Annotated in this window: 11 protein-coding genes; 3 read left to right on the forward strand and 8 right to left on the reverse strand. The window is 49.1% G+C overall.

Annotation, left to right across the window (positions count from 1 at the left end; genetic code table 11):
* Positions 1-171 precede the first annotated feature (171 nt).
* A complete protein-coding gene (locus tag FMS18_RS00770) occupies positions 172-753 on the forward strand; it encodes a hypothetical protein (RefSeq protein WP_163291835.1) in 582 nt (193 codons plus the stop codon).
* A 102-nt stretch (positions 754-855) separates the two neighbouring features.
* Here the strand turns inward: FMS18_RS00770 and traT are convergent, their stop codons facing one another.
* The 4 genes from traT to FMS18_RS00790 all read right to left on the reverse strand — a co-directional run bounded on the left by traT (position 856) and on the right by FMS18_RS00790 (position 8973).
* Entirely contained in the window at positions 856-1599 is a 744-nt protein-coding gene (gene traT, locus FMS18_RS00775; protein ID WP_239060906.1) for a complement resistance protein TraT, read from the reverse strand.
* A gap of 11 nt (positions 1600-1610) precedes the next feature.
* Positions 1611-3632: a S1C family serine protease gene (locus FMS18_RS00780; RefSeq protein ID WP_239060907.1), complete on the reverse strand. Its 2022-nt coding sequence runs from the start codon at positions 3630-3632 to the stop codon at positions 1611-1613.
* 306 nt (positions 3633-3938) lie between these two features.
* Entirely contained in the window at positions 3939-8165 is a 4227-nt protein-coding gene (locus FMS18_RS00785) for an acyl-CoA dehydratase activase (protein ID WP_163291836.1), read from the reverse strand.
* A gap of 19 nt (positions 8166-8184) precedes the next feature.
* On the reverse strand, positions 8185-8973 hold the full coding sequence (locus FMS18_RS00790) for a glutaminyl-peptide cyclotransferase (RefSeq protein WP_163291837.1): 789 nt from the start codon (positions 8971-8973) through the stop codon (positions 8185-8187).
* 175 nt (positions 8974-9148) lie between these two features.
* Here FMS18_RS00790 and FMS18_RS00795 point away from each other — a divergent pair, with 175 nt between their 5' ends.
* On the forward strand, positions 9149-10132 hold the full coding sequence (locus FMS18_RS00795; RefSeq protein ID WP_163291838.1) for a tetratricopeptide repeat protein: 984 nt from the start codon (positions 9149-9151) through the stop codon (positions 10130-10132).
* Between the two features lie 3 nt (positions 10133-10135).
* Here FMS18_RS00795 and FMS18_RS00800 read toward each other — a convergent pair whose 3' ends face one another.
* From FMS18_RS00800 to FMS18_RS00810, 3 genes are read right to left on the reverse strand one after another with little or no spacing between them, the layout of a single operon-like run.
* Entirely contained in the window at positions 10136-10792 is a 657-nt protein-coding gene (locus tag FMS18_RS00800; protein WP_163291839.1) for a TrkA family potassium uptake protein, read from the reverse strand.
* A 14-nt stretch (positions 10793-10806) separates the two neighbouring features.
* Positions 10807-12168: a TrkH family potassium uptake protein gene (locus FMS18_RS00805; protein ID WP_163291840.1), complete on the reverse strand. Its 1362-nt coding sequence runs from the start codon at positions 12166-12168 to the stop codon at positions 10807-10809.
* Positions 12169-12209: 41 nt separating this feature from the next.
* The gene (locus FMS18_RS00810) at positions 12210-14132 is read right to left on the reverse strand and encodes an ATP-binding cassette domain-containing protein (protein ID WP_163291841.1); all 1923 of its coding nucleotides are present in this window, start codon (positions 14130-14132) and stop codon (positions 12210-12212) included.
* Between the two features lie 279 nt (positions 14133-14411).
* Between FMS18_RS00810 and FMS18_RS00815 the strand changes: the two genes are divergently transcribed.
* Complete coding sequence (locus FMS18_RS00815; protein WP_163291842.1) at positions 14412-14813, forward strand: Hpt domain-containing protein; 402 nt, start codon at positions 14412-14414, stop codon at positions 14811-14813.
* 82 nt (positions 14814-14895) lie between these two features.
* Here the strand turns inward: FMS18_RS00815 and FMS18_RS00820 are convergent, their stop codons facing one another.
* Positions 14896-15336, reverse strand: coding sequence for a flavodoxin (locus FMS18_RS00820; protein ID WP_163291843.1), 441 nt, complete (start codon positions 15334-15336; stop codon positions 14896-14898).
* Positions 15337-15615 lie beyond the last annotated feature (279 nt).

Genomic DNA, 15615 nt, shown 5'->3' on the forward strand with positions numbered 1-15615 from the left:
ATGAAAAGCCGTTTGAAACATATTGTTTCATGCGGCTTTTCTATTGCCTTCCGCCAAATTCTCTTGCCAATCCCACAATTTTCTTATCTAACTATACTCAATGACACCTGAAACCGGGCCTCATCCCGGATACTGTATCTGAACCTGTGACTGAAAAAAGGAAGGTGCCGCATGAGCAGAATCGATGAAATCCTCGGCAGGATAGATGTGCTGGAAAAGGAACTGCGCGTTGAACTGCGCGATATTAAAAGCGAGTTCCTATACACCGTGCAGGAGAAAAAGGTCCGCTTCAGCGAGGAAGTGCGCGCAGCGCACCGTGAACTGGCTGCCAAGTGGAGCGATTATGTTTATGATTCCGGGGTTTGGGTTATGCTCACGCTGCCCTTTATTTTTATGCCGCTTATCCCGGCCCTGATGATTGATGTGGCTGTCTGGCTTTATCAGCTGATGTGTTTCCCGGTGTACGGCATTCCCCGTGTGAAACGTCGCGATTATGTTGTTATTGACCGTCATAGTCTGAAGTACCTGAACCTGATCGAAAAGGTGAACTGTTACTATTGTGGATATTTTAACGGCTTGATCGGTTTTGTGCGCGAGGTCGCAGCCCGTACTGAGCAGTACTGGTGCCCGATCAGGCATGCCCGTCCGGTAAAGTCCGTACACAGTCGTTATCGTCATTTCTTTCCTTACGGTGATGCCAAAGGGTATCGCGAGGGGCTGAATGACGTGCGTACTCGGTTTGATGATGTATAAAAAAGAAGGCAGCAATAGTATCAAGCCTATTGCTGCCTTTTTTATGTGAAAGACAGTTTACCGAGCTGTCTGCGATAGCATAATAAAAAGTTTTGGGATTCTTTAAATAATATCCTGCAAAATTCTCTTAAACCGCAAGGTCACCCCGCGCACGATTTTGCTTTGCGGGGTGTTGTCTCCTCCGGCATAAACGGCCAGCTGTATGCGTTCGCGGGAACGGTAGGAAGTGAACCCGTCATCTTCGTCATCCCATTTAATCTGGGTATCTTCGAATTGGACCACATACCTACGTTTTTTTGCGTATTTATCTACAATACCGAGCACCACATCTGCCACCATGATATAGGTGTCCTGTGTTGTGTACTGTCCTATGATTGCTCCGATGGCCGCACCAGATGCGGAACCTAGCACTAGAGAGTCAAGATTCTGGCCTAAACTGGCTCCCATATAAGCCCCGCCTGTTCCACCCCAGAGGCTGATCTCATCAACCATGTTCTGTGAAATTTGCCCGGAATAGCGCAGGTTGATATCCAAGTGCATGGAATATTTTCCCTTTTTAGCTATTTTGTAACCTTTATCAATATATGCAGCTTCAATGGTTTTGCGCAGAGCTTTGATGTTTATCGCCGGATCGCCGGAAGTGTTGCGAATGGTCAGCTTTAAGACCGGGGTATCAAACTGGGACGGGTCGATAACAAAATTGCTGTTGGTCACGGAGCCATAGAGGAGTCCGGTCTTTTGATCGCGAACCATACCCATGCGTTGCTTGCTGCGGCAGCCGGTCATGAGTACCAGAGCCATGATCATTGCCACTGACATGATGAGGATAATTCGTTTTTTATTCAATTCAAGGCTCCTTATTTGCGGTATTTAATGCCGTATTGTTTCAAAAAATTTATTATTTCAGAGTAATGTACAGCGAAAGCTAGATTGTCGACATCCTGGTCAATTCTTTTCCAAGTGTTAACACCGACTACTTTGTTTTTGTAAAATAACGGACCGCCGGAGTTGCCTTTGTTAATAGCTGTATCAGTTTGGATGTAGCGAACTTTGACGCGGCGAGAGGGCAGATTTTTAGTCAGCATGTTCCGGTAAGCCCCGAAAACACCTCTGGTTATAGTGAAAGGAAACCCTTTTGGGTGACCGATAGCTTCAAGAGTTACACCGCTGGGTAGTTTGTTTTTGGTGTAAAAGCGTACAGGTTTGCCGTGAGCATTGATTTTGACCAGAGCGAGGTCTCGATACAGATCTACAGCCATAACTTTGCCGAAGGCTTCCATGTTGTTATGCAGTTTAATTTCTACAAGATCATGCCCCTCGACAACATGATGATTGGTCAGAATAATGTTGTCGGTTACAAAAAAGCCGCTTCCAAGACTCCAAGCATCCGGCCCTAAAACCATAACAGTGGAATCAAAGCGCGGATCATTTCCAGTATCGGAATCGTATTCATCGCTATAGAATTCTGCCAAAGCCTTGTTGCGATTATTGAGTATCGTGTTTTGAACCCGGGCCATGCTGCGGTACTTTTTGTCTTTTTCTTCGTGATCCAGATAAAAGTTGAGCATGTCGGAAAGACGTACCGGGACAGCTTGCTTTTCCCAATTACGCACTTCTTTTTCTGTATTGAAGCGGTTTTTATGGGCGTTCGTGTCCGGATCATCCGGCTGGATACCGTAGGCTACTTTGAAATTTCTTTCCTTAACAATATCAAAAAAGTCAGTGAAGTAGGTGCGGGACTTGCGGTCGATTATCACATATTGCACCGAAGCGACTTTAGTTGTCCGCAGCGGTACAACCCGGAAGCTGTAATTAACGTAGATGGGCTTATCTATTACTTTTGGAATGTTAGTGGCGTTGGCTACGGCTTCGTTGTATTTTTTTTCCTCAATTGCCGCCATGTGTGCAGCAGAAGTTATATCGTTTGCTCCGAACCAGCCCAGAATGTGGGAGTTGTTGCGTTCGTTAAGCTCTTGCCGTTTCAGTTTCAATTGCTCCAGTCGTAGCTGGGCTTGATCGTAAGCATGGTTGTAGCCTTCCTGATATCCAGTGATCCATTTGCTGCGGTATGATTTGGGACGAAAAGTTTTGCGATCAATTTTGGATACCACTTCGTTGATGAGGATGACCACGTCTGCGTCTTTGGCGGTCTTGGAGTTGAACATGTGGGTCTTGGCCAGTGTTTCGGTTTCCATGGGCAGGTCCACATCAAATCCTAAGCCGAACTCAATGCCGTGTTCTTTCATCAAGGTTTTACTGGTCACGCGTACAAAAGCGATCTTGCAGTCCGGCACTTCGGTGACCGGGAAACCGCGTTTTTGGGCTTCCTTCATGGTTTTGATGACCGTACGGAAAGATGGCTTTTTGCCATTGGCTTCCTTTTTGAGCAGGTCGCGGAAGTAATTGCCTTCCAGATTACGCAGGGTTTTCGCCGGGATAACGTCGCCGTACTCTTTGATCATGTGCGGTACGCCGTTTCCATGTGCGGAACCTACAGTGCGCTCAAGCAGAGCGGCTTGCGATTTGAGAAATTTCTTCTCATCCAGCTGTACGGGGTAGATGGAAAAAAAATTCGGTCCGGTTTTCAGTGGATATTTCTTAAACTGGGCTAACGCATTGGCCCTGATTTTAGATTCTTTTTCGTGAAATTTCTTTTTCAACTTGGACAGCTTGGGGGGAGTCTGGCCCAGATCACTTAAGATTGTGCTGGATTCGATTTCCTCAATGAGGTCACGGGCATTGTCGAGTTTTAGGCGGATCAGGGTCCACTTGCCGGATTTTTCAGGCCAGTGGATGGAAAGGATATTTGTGGTGGCTGCGGAAATTTTGGGGCGATAACGGTTTTTTAGATTGGAAGCTGCTTTGGTGATTTCTTCCATGGCTTCCGGATTTTCAAGGAAATAATTCCGGTTATCGAGCCAGATCTTTTCAGCTTCGGAAATTTATTGCGGTCCAGTGCCTGAGAAAATTTATCCTCGGGATCGGAGGAAATTACAGTTTCTTTGATATTTGTTTTTATAGATCGCGCTGCTCTGCATCCGCATATTGTAATAAGCAGGATTAACAGGCCCACGCCTACGATTTTTCTATTCAACGTATTCCTCCCCGGAAAAGCGTTTCCGCTTCATTTTGTCCTGAGAGGTGGTATCATAATAGCTTGTGCTATATCAAGAAGAACTAAGGGGCTACGAATCTTTGTTTATGGATGCGGTCATCCGTTCATGCAACCTTCTGGCTTGCAGGCAGAAAGCTTCCAAGCGGGCCTCAATGAGCTGAGGAAAGGGATTACCATCTGTTTCAATGGCTAAGAAGGGTAGTCGTGAGTCTGTCTCAAGTACTGAAGTTGCTTTTCTGCCGGCTGATCCGGCCCGGAATTTTTCATTGAGTACTGCCTCGGCCACCCGCGAGGGCATGCATCCGAAGGGACCGATGGAGATAACCCCGCAGGAGGGGGACATTATCTCATGCAAAGATGTGCCAACGGTGAGGATTGCTTCCCCGGTAAGTTGTTCAGAAATATGCGGTTTACCGTGGCTGACCACTTCGCGCACGTTTGGTCCGGGATAGAAGAGCATGCCGCTTTTCCCAAGAATATGGCGGATGCGTCGTTCAAAATATGATTTCACACCCTGTGTGATCAGGGTTTTGAGTTCGGCCTTGCCCTCAATGCTTTTGCGGTTCAGCCAGTCAGTGTATTTCATCCATTCCAGCACCGGGGCTACTCGTACAATAAAGCCCTGCTCAGTCAATTTTTCCGGCAGGCTGCGCCGAGCCAGCGGATCATGGCGCACGTATATTTCACCCAGCAGGGAAATGACCGGGTATTCCTGAACTGGTTTTGCCAGTTTGATTTTGGAAAGAGCATTTGCCGCTTTGCGCAAGGCTTTGGAGAATTCCTTCCAGCTTTTCATTGCACCCAGCAGGTCTTGGCGGACTTCCCAGAAAAGTTTTAGGGCAGCATCTTTATCCACTGCAGCAGTTGCGATGGTGGCGTGGATGTCCTCAAGAATGGACCCGGTAACAATGCCCTGCCACATGCCGAGAGTCACCCCGGTGCTGAGGCCTCCGTAGCCGTCAGTTGAGCTGGGGGCGAAGATGGCCAGATCCGGGATTTCCAGCCGTTCGATGAGGTCATTCATGAACACTGAATATTGCCCGAAGCGGCAGGGGCCTTTGGCCTTGGGCATCAGAAAGAGGGTCAGTTCATCTTCTGCTCGATTTTCCAGATATTCCAGCAAAGCCCCGGCAGTCAGTTGCAGGGGCAGACATTCCTTGCAGGATGAATTGTTGCGGCCCATTTTCAGGGCGGCTTCGTCGGCATGGGGCAGCACTTTGTAGCGAATGTTGTCCCGTTGCATGGATGCAGCTAAAAAGTCTGTGCTGATCTCGCCAAGGCTGGGGATAAGCAGGGTTACTTTCGGATCGTTTACCGCATGCCATTCGCCCTTGGAATCGGTTATCCCGGTAATTCCGTCTTGCGCTTCACAACGTGCAGGGCGGAATGGATCTTCTGTTGATTTCTGTGGTGCTTCCAAGCGTTTAAAACCGTCCACAATATCAAGAAATGCTTCAATGCGGGTTTCAATTCCGGCATCAGCAGTGTGGCTGTCCAGTTCAAGAGTCAGTGAGGGCTTACGGCCCATGACTTTGCGGAAATGGCCTAGCAGAAAGGAATCCGGTCCGCAGGAAAAATTAGTAATGTAGGTGCCGAATAGCTTGGGATGTGCAGCTACCCGTTTTGCGGCGTCCATGATCTGTTCCCCGGTGGCCCAGTACATATTTAGCTCTTCACCACATTTTTCACTGCGAGGAAGCATGTCGCAAGGGATGATATTCACGCCGCGAGTGGCAAATTTGGCGGGGATTGATTTGTTGGCCCATGAGCTGAATGCATTATACGGCCTGCCGAAAAGAACCATGGATTGTTTGTCGTTTTTATCCAGCCCGGACATGAACTCTTCGCCCTTGTTGCGTAGGTCGGCAAAGAATTGTTCCTGTTCGGCGATGGCTGCTTCAAGAGCGTCCAAAGCTTGTTTAAGGTCCACTTTAAGTTTGGCTGCTGTGTGGAGCAGGGCTTTGCGTAATTGCTCTTTACCTTCCTGCATGTGGATGACCGGGGCTAGCAGGGAGCGATTTTCCAGTTCCGGGAAGGCGGATTTCAGATAGTAAGGTTCTCCCTGAACCAGTACGCAGGTGCAGGAACGGTCACCGCTTTTGAGCGGCATGGAGCGTAGGTGGGGCAGGAAAATATGATTCGTCTCAAGCTTAAGCAGCTCGCCCAGCCCGCCATGGGCCAGTTCCACCGGATGGCAGAAGGGCGCACCTTTCTGCTCGATTCCGTCAGAATCAATTTTCTCAGGCATCCTGATTCCGAAGCCCATTTTAGTGAAAAAAGTGTTGAAGAGCGGGAACCACGTATTCATGAGCAGGGAGCGGTTCATGCCTATGACCGGCTGGCCCTCCACTGGTTCAGTTAAATCGCGGAAGACCCGTTTTTCCCGCCAGAGCACGAGGTCTTCTTCCGGCTTGGCGTCCTTGGCTACTTTGGAATTATCAAAGCGGTTGCAGATACCGCCAAACGGGAAGGTCTTCCCTTTCACTTCAATGCGGGCAATGGAACAGCCGAGGTCGCAATCTCTTCCGGCCCCGTTGCAGATGAAGGGAGATTTGTAAGTGACTTCGCGTTTGGCTAGTTCGGCGGGGTTGAAGTTTCCGCTGGCAATGCTGCCCAGTTCGGCCCGTTTTGCCGCTTCAAGAGCTACTCCGAAGGCTCCGGTAAGTCCCGGATGGGGAGGAACAATGATTTCCTGTCCGGTTAACGCAGCCATGGCGGTGGGCACGGCCTTGTTATAGCAGACACCGCCCTGCATGAAAATTTTCTGCCCGACAGTGCGGTTGCCTTTAACCCGGTTGGAGTAGTTGATACAGATGGAGTAGACCAGACCGGCAACCATATCCTCGAGCGGAACACCCTCTTGCGCCGCAAGCTTGAGATCAGATCCAATGAAAGCCGCGCACTGGTCATTGAAGTTGGGCGGATTCTGTCCTTTAAAGGCCACCCCGGCAATGTCGGTTACATCAATGCCCAAAGTTTCTTTGGCACTTTCTTCCAGAAATGATCCGGTTCCGGCACTGCATGCTTCGTTCATGGCGTAGTCGCAGGGCACTGAGTTTTTTAGCCATGTATATTTGGCATCCTGCCCGCCGATTTCGAAAATTGTGTCCACCTCTGGATCGTAATGCACAGCAGCAGTGGCGTGGGCGGTGATCTCATTGATGATTCCGTCAGTTCCCGCATGCAGTCCGGCAATGTTGCGGCCTGATCCCGTTACGCCCATTACTTCGGCTGTGGTTCCGGCAGGCACTTGTGCAGCCAGATTTGCATATACCTTGCGCGAGGCCCCGATGGGATCGCCGTCCGTGCGCAGGTAGCATGAACCTATAATTTCGGTCCTCTCCAGATCAAGCAGCACGCCTTTAGTTGTGGTTGAGCCTACATCAAGACCTATGGCCAGCTTGTTTCCGGGGATGAATTCAGCCTGTGTACTCTCATGAAATTTTACGGAATCAGTGAAGTTTTTAAGCGGTGGCAAAAAGGTGAATGCGGTATCACCGCTATGAATGAGAGAGTTGCAATCTTCAGGCAGCAGGTTGCCGTTCTCGGAAGCCCAGATTGCCGCGCCAAGAGCCTCAAAGCAGTGCCCGTGTTCCGGCAGCAGCAGGTCCGGGATTTCCCGGCGCAGTTCATTGACCATGAATTTGTTCTGTGAACAATTACCGATCAGGGCTACTTTTTTCGAAGGCAGTTTGCGGAGCAGTTCAATGCATTTTCCAGCCATCATGCGGGCCAGTCCTGCAACTACAGCTTCCTTTTCCACTCCCTTGTTCAGGGCGTGGGTGCAATCGCTTTTGCAGAATACCGAACAGCGCCCGGAAACCTTATGCGGTTCACTCATTTCCATGGTGGACATGTCATCTATGTTCAGGCCCATGCGTCCCAATTGCTGGACAAGAAATTCTCCGGTACCGGATGCGCATTTATTACCGGTGTGCACGGTTTCCACCTTACCGTCGGCATCAAGCAGGTAGGCCATGAAGGTTTCGCCGCCTGCGCTGAGCACTGTGCGGTAACCATCTTCTATGAACTTTTGATATGTAAGGGCAGTCTCAAGGGCCTGCGGTTCGGAAATGGTGGGCAGGTCCAGCAGATGGCGGAATTTACGTCCGGTTACGGCAGCCGGGATGTCTTGCGGCAATTCCAGTTCCTGTAATCCTTTAATCACGGCTTGCGCGGGATTACCTTCGTGGTTCAGTGAAATTGATTTGAGGATTTCAATTTTGCCGTTATCGTTCCCGGTCAGGACCATGCTGACTGAGGAAGCTCCGGCGCAAATTCCCAGTGAAATTGTCATTTGATCAGTTGAGGGCTGGCTAATTTTTAAGTGCGGGTAGTTCAATTTCAAAAACCTTGTTCCAGAATTTTCCGGTCACGAAAAGCCGTTTTCCGGCTGCATCCCAGGCAATGCCGTTGGCGGCTTCGGCCTTTTCCCCGGCAAGGGGGCGTAAGGAGGATATATCAAGCCAGAATTTTACTTTGCCATTTATGGGATCAATGGCTGCGATGCGGTCTTTTTTCCAGATATTGCTGAAAATCAGGCCGTTTATATATTCAAGTTCATTGAGCCGATGGATATTGGCAATACCATCGGTGACCCGTAATCTTTTGATACGGGCGAAATCGTAGGGGTCCCTGAAGGTGATCACTGAAGAACCATTGCTCTGGTATATGAATTGTCCATCCGTGGTCAGGCCCCATCCTTGCCCTTTGTATTTGAAGAATCCTTTGCGGGCAAGAGAAGCGGAGTCATATATATAACATTTGCCCGAACGCCATGTTAGCTGGAATATTTTGTTGTTCCAGTAACAGATACCTTCACTGAAAATATTTTCATCATTTTTGACCATGGTACGCACAATGCCGCTTTCCAGCTCTATCTTACGCAGTGAGGAGCGTCCTCGCTTGCCTGTACTCTCGTATAAGTAGCCGTCGTGATAGAAAAAACCCTGCGTGAATGCCGAATCATCATGCGGGAACTGGGTAACCAGCTTGCAGCGGATAACCGGGACACCATTTGTTTTGCGGGCATAGCTTTTTAGCCCGAAAAAGTGCAATATAAAGATGGCGGTAATTAATATTAAAATTGGACGGTATTTTTGCATCGGGCTGAAGCCTAGCTGATTTCTTTTTGATGTTCCAGATACAGAAAGCTTATTTTTTATTTAGTAGCTGGAACTCTAAATGGAAATGGATTAAATGCCGATCAAGTGAGTGTAGATGAGGGGTTTGCAACAATCTCAAGCCCGACCTTTTTTTTGGTCGCCGGAGTCTAATGCAATGAGTACTGGAACCTCATTATTCGACTATACTCCTCCTGCCGATCAGGTAGTTGAAGAGGAAACCGAATTCGTAACGGTGGTGTCGTTGCGTTCGGATTCCCATAAACCAAAAGGCAAGAAATACTGGCTGGCCAGTAAGCTTGATGATGAACGTTTTGAACTGCTGCTTCTGAATGAGAACAGGGTTCCGGCAGGTGATCCTGAAATAATCAGCAGTGGAGAATTTGCAGCCCATTACTCCCTTGAGCTGGACTATTACCAGCAGCATGTGCGTCCGGCTATGGAACAGCAGGATGGGCGGCTCAGCAGGGGGGAGGCTCATCGTGAGCAGGGCGAGTTCTACAGTGCGGAGATGGAGTACGCCGACGCGCTGGCAGTGGACGAAGAGAATGTCCGCGCAACTTTCGGACTTGGTCTGACCTATCTCGAGAAAGGTGACGTGGAAAGGGCGCAGGAAGTTTTTGCAAAAGTCCTGCAACTAAAGTCCGCTTTTACTACCGAACATAAACACATGTTCAATGATTTCGGCATATCCATGCGCAAGAACGGCATGTATCGCGAAGCCCTGCAATACTACAATCGGGGTGTTGATCTCGACAGTGCCGATGAAAATCTTTTTTTCAATATTGCCCGCACCTATTATGAATCCGGAGACTGGGAAAATTGTTTCCGCCACCTGACCATGTGTCTTGAAAAGAATCGGGGCATTCAGGAAGCCCAGAAGTTTTGCCATTACCTGATCAAAAAAACCGAAGAAGATGAAACCATGCTTCGTGAAATGGGAGCAGGGGATAAAGGCAAGACCTTGCGCAGTGACATCCTGAATCTGTTTCGCAAGATGCAGGTTGCAGCCGGGGTGGAGCTTGACGATGCCATTGAAAAGACACACGAAATCAGGGACCGCATGATCGCCCTTGAAGAGGAGGACATGCAGATGAAGGAAATTGAAAAAGACCTCTACAAAGTTGATGGCGATTTCTAACTGCTAGGGCAGTTTCAGCAGATTTTCCCGCGCTCCGATCATAATCAGCACATCATTTTCGCCCAGCGGCTTATTGGCCTTGGGCACGAAATTCAGTTCTTCAGATCCATTTTTGCGGATAGCGATGACCTGCACCTGATAATTGTTGGTCAGGTCAAGGTCGATAAGTGTTTTTCCGGCCCAGTCCGCGGCCTCTCGTTCTTTGATCAGGATATCGTTACCCATGGAAAGGTACTCGACCATGCCCGGTGTGGAAAGTTTATGGGCCAGCTGTTTGGCAGCAAAATGTTCCGGGAAAACAACGTAATCCACACCCATCTTGCTCAGAACTTTTTTATGCGCCACGCTGATAGCCTTGACCCATATTTTGTTGACCCCGATTTCCTGAAGGTTGAGGACCACCAGCACGCTTGCTTCCAGCGAATCGCCAGTGGAAACCACAACATAATTGAAATCCTGAAAGCTTAATTGCTCCAGAGTTTGGGGGTCTGTTCCATCGGCCTGAAAAACCTGTGCAAGGTATGGCTTGGCAGCCTTGACCCGTTCTTCGCTGGTGTCCACGCCCACAACGTTATGACCCAGCCTGCGCAGGTTCAAGGCCAGTTCCAGACCAAATTTACCAAGGCCGATAACGCCTACTTCTATTTTTTTTTCTGTCATATTTAGATGCCTCTCTATCCTAATGGTAAATCGTCTTCCGGTAATCTGTAACGTGGTTCTTTCTGCCAGCTGTTAATGGCTGTTAAAAGCCAGACAGGTCCGAGTCTTCCTACGAACATTAAAAATATTATGATGGATTTTCCGGGTCCGCTCAAGTCCGGGGTTACTCCGGTTGATAGGCCGACTGTTGCAAAGGCGGATATGGCTTCGAAAGTGATTTCAATGAAATGTCCGCGCACTTCGCTGTGCGGCAGGTGGCTTCCTTCGGTAATGCTCAGAAGAATGATGGCTGAACCGAGGATTACGCTGGCGATGGTCAAAAGGGTCAGGGCGCGGTTAACGCTTTCTTCTGTGAGTGCATACCAGCCTACTTTCACCTGCGAATGGCCTTTGATCTTGGAAATGATGAAGCCCAGCCAGGTGCGGAAGGTAGTTGTTTTCAAGCCCCCGGCGCATGATCCCGGTGAACCGCCGATGAGCATGAGTCCGATCATGATCAGCAGGGAAATATTGGTCAGCCCGGAAATGTCTATGCTATTGAATCCTGCGGTTCGGCAGGTCACAGACTGGAACAGGGCTGTAATTTCATTGACCATAGATCCTTCAACTTTGTGGACTTTGAAGCTTTCAGCAAAAAATATGGCCAGCGCGCCGCCGATAATCAGGAAAACGCTTGTCTCCAGTACAATGCGCGTGTGCCAGCTTAAGGCATGGGCTGAAATTTCGGTTTTGCGTCTGCGGATGAAATTCATGAGCTTCTGCCACAATTCTGTCATCACGTAAAAACCCAGACCGCCCATAATAATCAGGGCCATGAAGACCGTGTTGATTCCAAGGTGGTCCTTCCATGTGGTTAGGCTGTCCGAATAGAGCGAGAATCCAGCATTACAGAAGGCCGAAATGGAATGGAAAATCGCTGAGAATCCGTAAAATCCTACCGGGTCCATGCTATTAAGCATCAGGGCACCGATTGCTTCTATGGAAAGTACCGCCGTGACCACACCCACAATGAATTTACCGATATTAAATGACGGATCATGAATTAGCGTCTGACTGACCGCAATACGGTCCGAGGCACTGACTTTTTTGCCCAGCAGGTAGATTACCAGACTGGCATAAGTCATAATACCCAGCCCGCCCAGCTGGATCAGGAAGAGAATGACACTCTGCCCGGTGCGGCTGAAGAATGTCCCGGTGTCCACCACCGCAAGCCCGGTTACGCAGACTGCTGAGGTTGCCGTGAAAACAGCATCAAGAAATGAAAGCTCCTTTCCCGGATGGCAAATGTCCAGCTTGAGCAGCATTCCACCAATCAAAATAGTGGCGAGAAATGCATAAATGGGCATCCAGAAAGGAGAAGTCGCTTTGGATTTCATCAAGATAATTTACGCTTGAGTTATGAAGATAGCAAGTTTGCCTATTTCCCCGTCCGTTTTCGATACTCAGCAAGCTTTTCTTCCACTTCTTCCCAGCGCATGAAGGTGGTTTCGTGTTCTTCTTCAAGTTTTTCGAGTTTAGATTGGGTTGCAGCCATTTCTCCGCCGGATTTTTTGTAGAACTCCGGGTCGGCCATGAGAGTCTGTATCTCTTCGATGGACCCTTCAAGCTCTTCGATTTTTCCGGGAAGCTCGACGATTTCCACTTCGAGAGCTTCGAATTCGCGCTGTTCCTTATAACTGAGTTTTTCCGGGCGTGCGTCCGGGGATTTTTTCGGTTTGGGCTTGGCGGCTTTGGGCTTGCCTTCCATTTCCAGCTGCGGACGCTGGCGTACCCAGTCGTCGTAACCGCCAACGTAGTCGTTTACCTTTGCATTTCCGTCAAAAGCCAGTGTCCCGGTAACCACGTTGTTCAGGAACGCACGGTCATGGCTGACGATGATGACTGTGCCGGGATATTCCATGATGCGGTCTTCCAGCAGTTCAAGGGTTTCGGCGTCAAGGTCGTTTGTCGGTTCATCCATTATCAGCAGATTGGATGGGCGGGTGAAAAGGCGCGCCAAAAGTAAACGGTTGCGCTCACCGCCGGAAAGTACACTTACCGGGGAATTAGCCCGGTCCGGGGAAAACAGGAAATCCTTCAGGTAACCCATGACATGCTTGTTGCGACCATTGATGGTTACGGTATCGTTTCCGTCAGCCACAGAGTCGCGCACGGATTTGTTGGGGTCGAGCTGTTCGCGGTGCTGGTCGAAATATGAAATTTCAAGCTTGGTTCCCAGCTTAACGCTGCCTGAATTCGGTTTGAGATTACCCAGCAGCACTTGGATGAGGGTTGTCTTTCCCGCCCCGTTGGGCCCGATGATACCGATGCGATCCCCGCGCATGATGGAGGTGGACAGGTCCTTGAAGATAGGATTGTGATCCCATGAGTAGGAGGCATTAACGGTCTCGGCAACCACTTTACCGGAACGTGCTGCCTCCTGAATTTCAATAGTGGCTTTTCCAGTCCGTTCGCGACGCTGTTTGCGTTCGTCCCGCAGTTTTTTGAGTGCGCGCACGCGCCCTTCATTACGGGTGCGGCGGGCCTTGATACCCTGCCTGATCCATACTTCTTCGCGGGCCAGTTTTTTGTCGAATTCGGACCAGTTCTTTTCCTCGGCAGAGAGGAGTTCTTCTTTACGCTTGAGGAAGGTGTCGTAATCGCAGGACCAATCCGCGAGGTTGCCGCGGTCCAGTTCAATGATCCGGGTGGCGATTTTGCGCAGAAACATGCGATCATGAGTGATGAAAATCAGGGTGCGGATGTTCTTGACCAGAAATTCTTCAAGCCAGGCAATGGAGTCGATATCCAGATGGTTGGTTGGTTCGTCAAGCAGAAGGATATCCGGCTTGCTTGCCAGTGAGCGGGCCAGCAGGGCGCGTCTCTTAAGTCCACCGGAAAGGGTTTCAAAGCGCATCTCAGGACTGAGTGACAGACGGGAGATGACCATTTCAATGGTGGTCAGGGCTTCCCAGCCGCCGTGCTTCTCCATGATTTCTTCTACTTCGGAAAGCTTGGTTACATCGCCGCCGTTAGCAACTTCGAGACTTACGGTGTGGTAGCGGGTCAGTGCTTTACCCAGATCGCCGAGGCCCCCGGCAACAACTTCGAAGATAGTTCCTTCCAGCACTTCAGGCACTTTCTGGGAAAGGCGAGCCACGCTGACCCCTTTCTGAAAAGAAATGTTACCGCCGTCAGCTACGAGGTCTCCGCTCATGAGCCGGAGCAGGGTGGACTTGCCTTCACCGTTACGCCCGACAATACAGATCCGCTGCCCCTCTTCCACTTGAAAGGAAACTTTGTCCAGCAACTGCGGGCCGCCGAAGGTCATGGAAAGATCACTTACACTCATCAAAGCCATTAGTTTAACTCCGCACTATACTTGATTAAAAATATAATATAATTAAAGACAGGGGTGATTGTTTTTAATAGTATCTCAAACTTGAGGGCGGCAGTGTAGAATTTTGTCGCCAAAAAGGAAAGTCTGTTAAATTGTGTTGAAAGGGTGTCTTTCAGGTTGCAATTTGTTGACGAAAGCCTGAGCTTAGGGCAGATAACCCCTAATACTGCTCCTGAGAGAGCATTTGGATGAATAATATTTTTCAACCCCTGTCATAATGGCGGGTGGGACATACATAAAATGAGTACCGGCGACAGATTACTGGACATCTTTCAGGACGAAACACTTGAACGGCTCGATAATATCGAAACCGGGCTTTTGCAGTTGGAGAACAGCCCTGCGGATCTTACTCCGGAGCTGATTAATTCCATTTTCAGGGATGCCCATTCCATCAAGGCCGGGTCCAACCTGCTTAAGCTGACCGTTATTGAGGAGCTTTCCCATAAGCTGGAGAATGTTTTAGAGATGGTTCGTTCCGAAGGGTTGATCCCTACTGAACTTATTATCACCGCTTCTCTGGAATCCGTGGATAAGCTGCGCTCTCTGACCGAAGACGTACTTAACAGCAACACCAAGAGTATTCGCTTGCAGAAAACCATGTTGGAGGTTTCAGTACAGCGTGCTTTGGCGGGTGAGAGTTAGATATAAATTTTGTATGGAAATTTTAAAGCCCCCGTACTGAGATCAGTGCGGGGGCTTTGTTTAGGATTCCTGAGTATTCAGCTTAAACTTTTTCTGCTATTTCTTTGCCCCATTCAGTGATGGCATTCCGCTCCGGGTCACCGTCCACTTTTAGGCTGTCGCCTATGACCACAGCACCCATTTTTTCGAGTTTTTCTTCAATGGCATCCACTGCGCCGCAAAAATAAGTGTAGTCGGAATCCCCGCAGCCGAATACGGAGACTTTTTTGCCTTTTAAGTCAGCTTCTTCAAGGGCATCATAGAGAGGAATAAAGTCATCCTGCAATTCGATCTCTTCTTCACCCCAGGTGGAGCAGCCGAAGAGTACAATGTCGTAGCCGTTGCCGAGGTCGGCAACACTTACATCAGTAACGTTTTTCAGTTCTACTTCGATTTCTTTGTTTTCAAAAGCTTCAGCCACATATTCAGCGGCTGTTTCAGTATTACCGGTAGTTGAGCCGTAAACGATCAGTGATTTGGACATGATGTCCTCCTTTATTCTGTGATCGGGTTGATAACTTAACTTGCTTTGTAGTGATGTTGAAATTCAAAGTCAATATCATTTTATAAAATAATTAAGAATAGGTTAAAATATCGGGCAAGGGCTGATTGAGTGTTTACGCCGCACCTCAGTGGTGTTATGGGGTACTTAAGACTGATCGGTGAATCCGGCATGGTCTGCGCCTGAAATAGGCCTGCCGTGTCTTACCGGACTCTGCCTCCCCGGCAGGGTGTAAGGTCCAACTTCATTTACAACTTGTAT

Origin of the sequence: Desulfovibrio sp. JC022, assembly GCF_010470665.1 — a bacterium.
Classification (GTDB): Bacteria; Desulfobacterota; Desulfovibrionia; order Desulfovibrionales; family Desulfovibrionaceae; genus Maridesulfovibrio.

Coding starts and splice junctions, on each gene's coding strand:
- FMS18_RS00770 (WP_163291835.1), top strand. CDS start 172: ATGAGCAGAATCGATGAAATCCTCGGCAGGATAGATGTGCTGGAAAAG.
- FMS18_RS00780 (WP_239060907.1), bottom strand. CDS start 3,632: ATGGAAGAAATCACCAAAGCAGCTTCCAATCTAAAAAACCGTTATCGC.
- FMS18_RS00785 (WP_163291836.1), bottom strand. CDS start 8,165: ATGACAATTTCACTGGGAATTTGCGCCGGAGCTTCCTCAGTCAGCATG.
- FMS18_RS00790 (WP_163291837.1), bottom strand. CDS start 8,973: ATGCAAAAATACCGTCCAATTTTAATATTAATTACCGCCATCTTTATA.
- FMS18_RS00795 (WP_163291838.1), top strand. CDS start 9,149: ATGAGTACTGGAACCTCATTATTCGACTATACTCCTCCTGCCGATCAG.
- FMS18_RS00800 (WP_163291839.1), bottom strand. CDS start 10,792: ATGACAGAAAAAAAAATAGAAGTAGGCGTTATCGGCCTTGGTAAATTT.
- FMS18_RS00805 (WP_163291840.1), bottom strand. CDS start 12,168: ATGAAATCCAAAGCGACTTCTCCTTTCTGGATGCCCATTTATGCATTT.
- FMS18_RS00810 (WP_163291841.1), bottom strand. CDS start 14,132: ATGGCTTTGATGAGTGTAAGTGATCTTTCCATGACCTTCGGCGGCCCG.
- FMS18_RS00815 (WP_163291842.1), top strand. CDS start 14,412: ATGAGTACCGGCGACAGATTACTGGACATCTTTCAGGACGAAACACTT.
- FMS18_RS00820 (WP_163291843.1), bottom strand. CDS start 15,336: ATGTCCAAATCACTGATCGTTTACGGCTCAACTACCGGTAATACTGAA.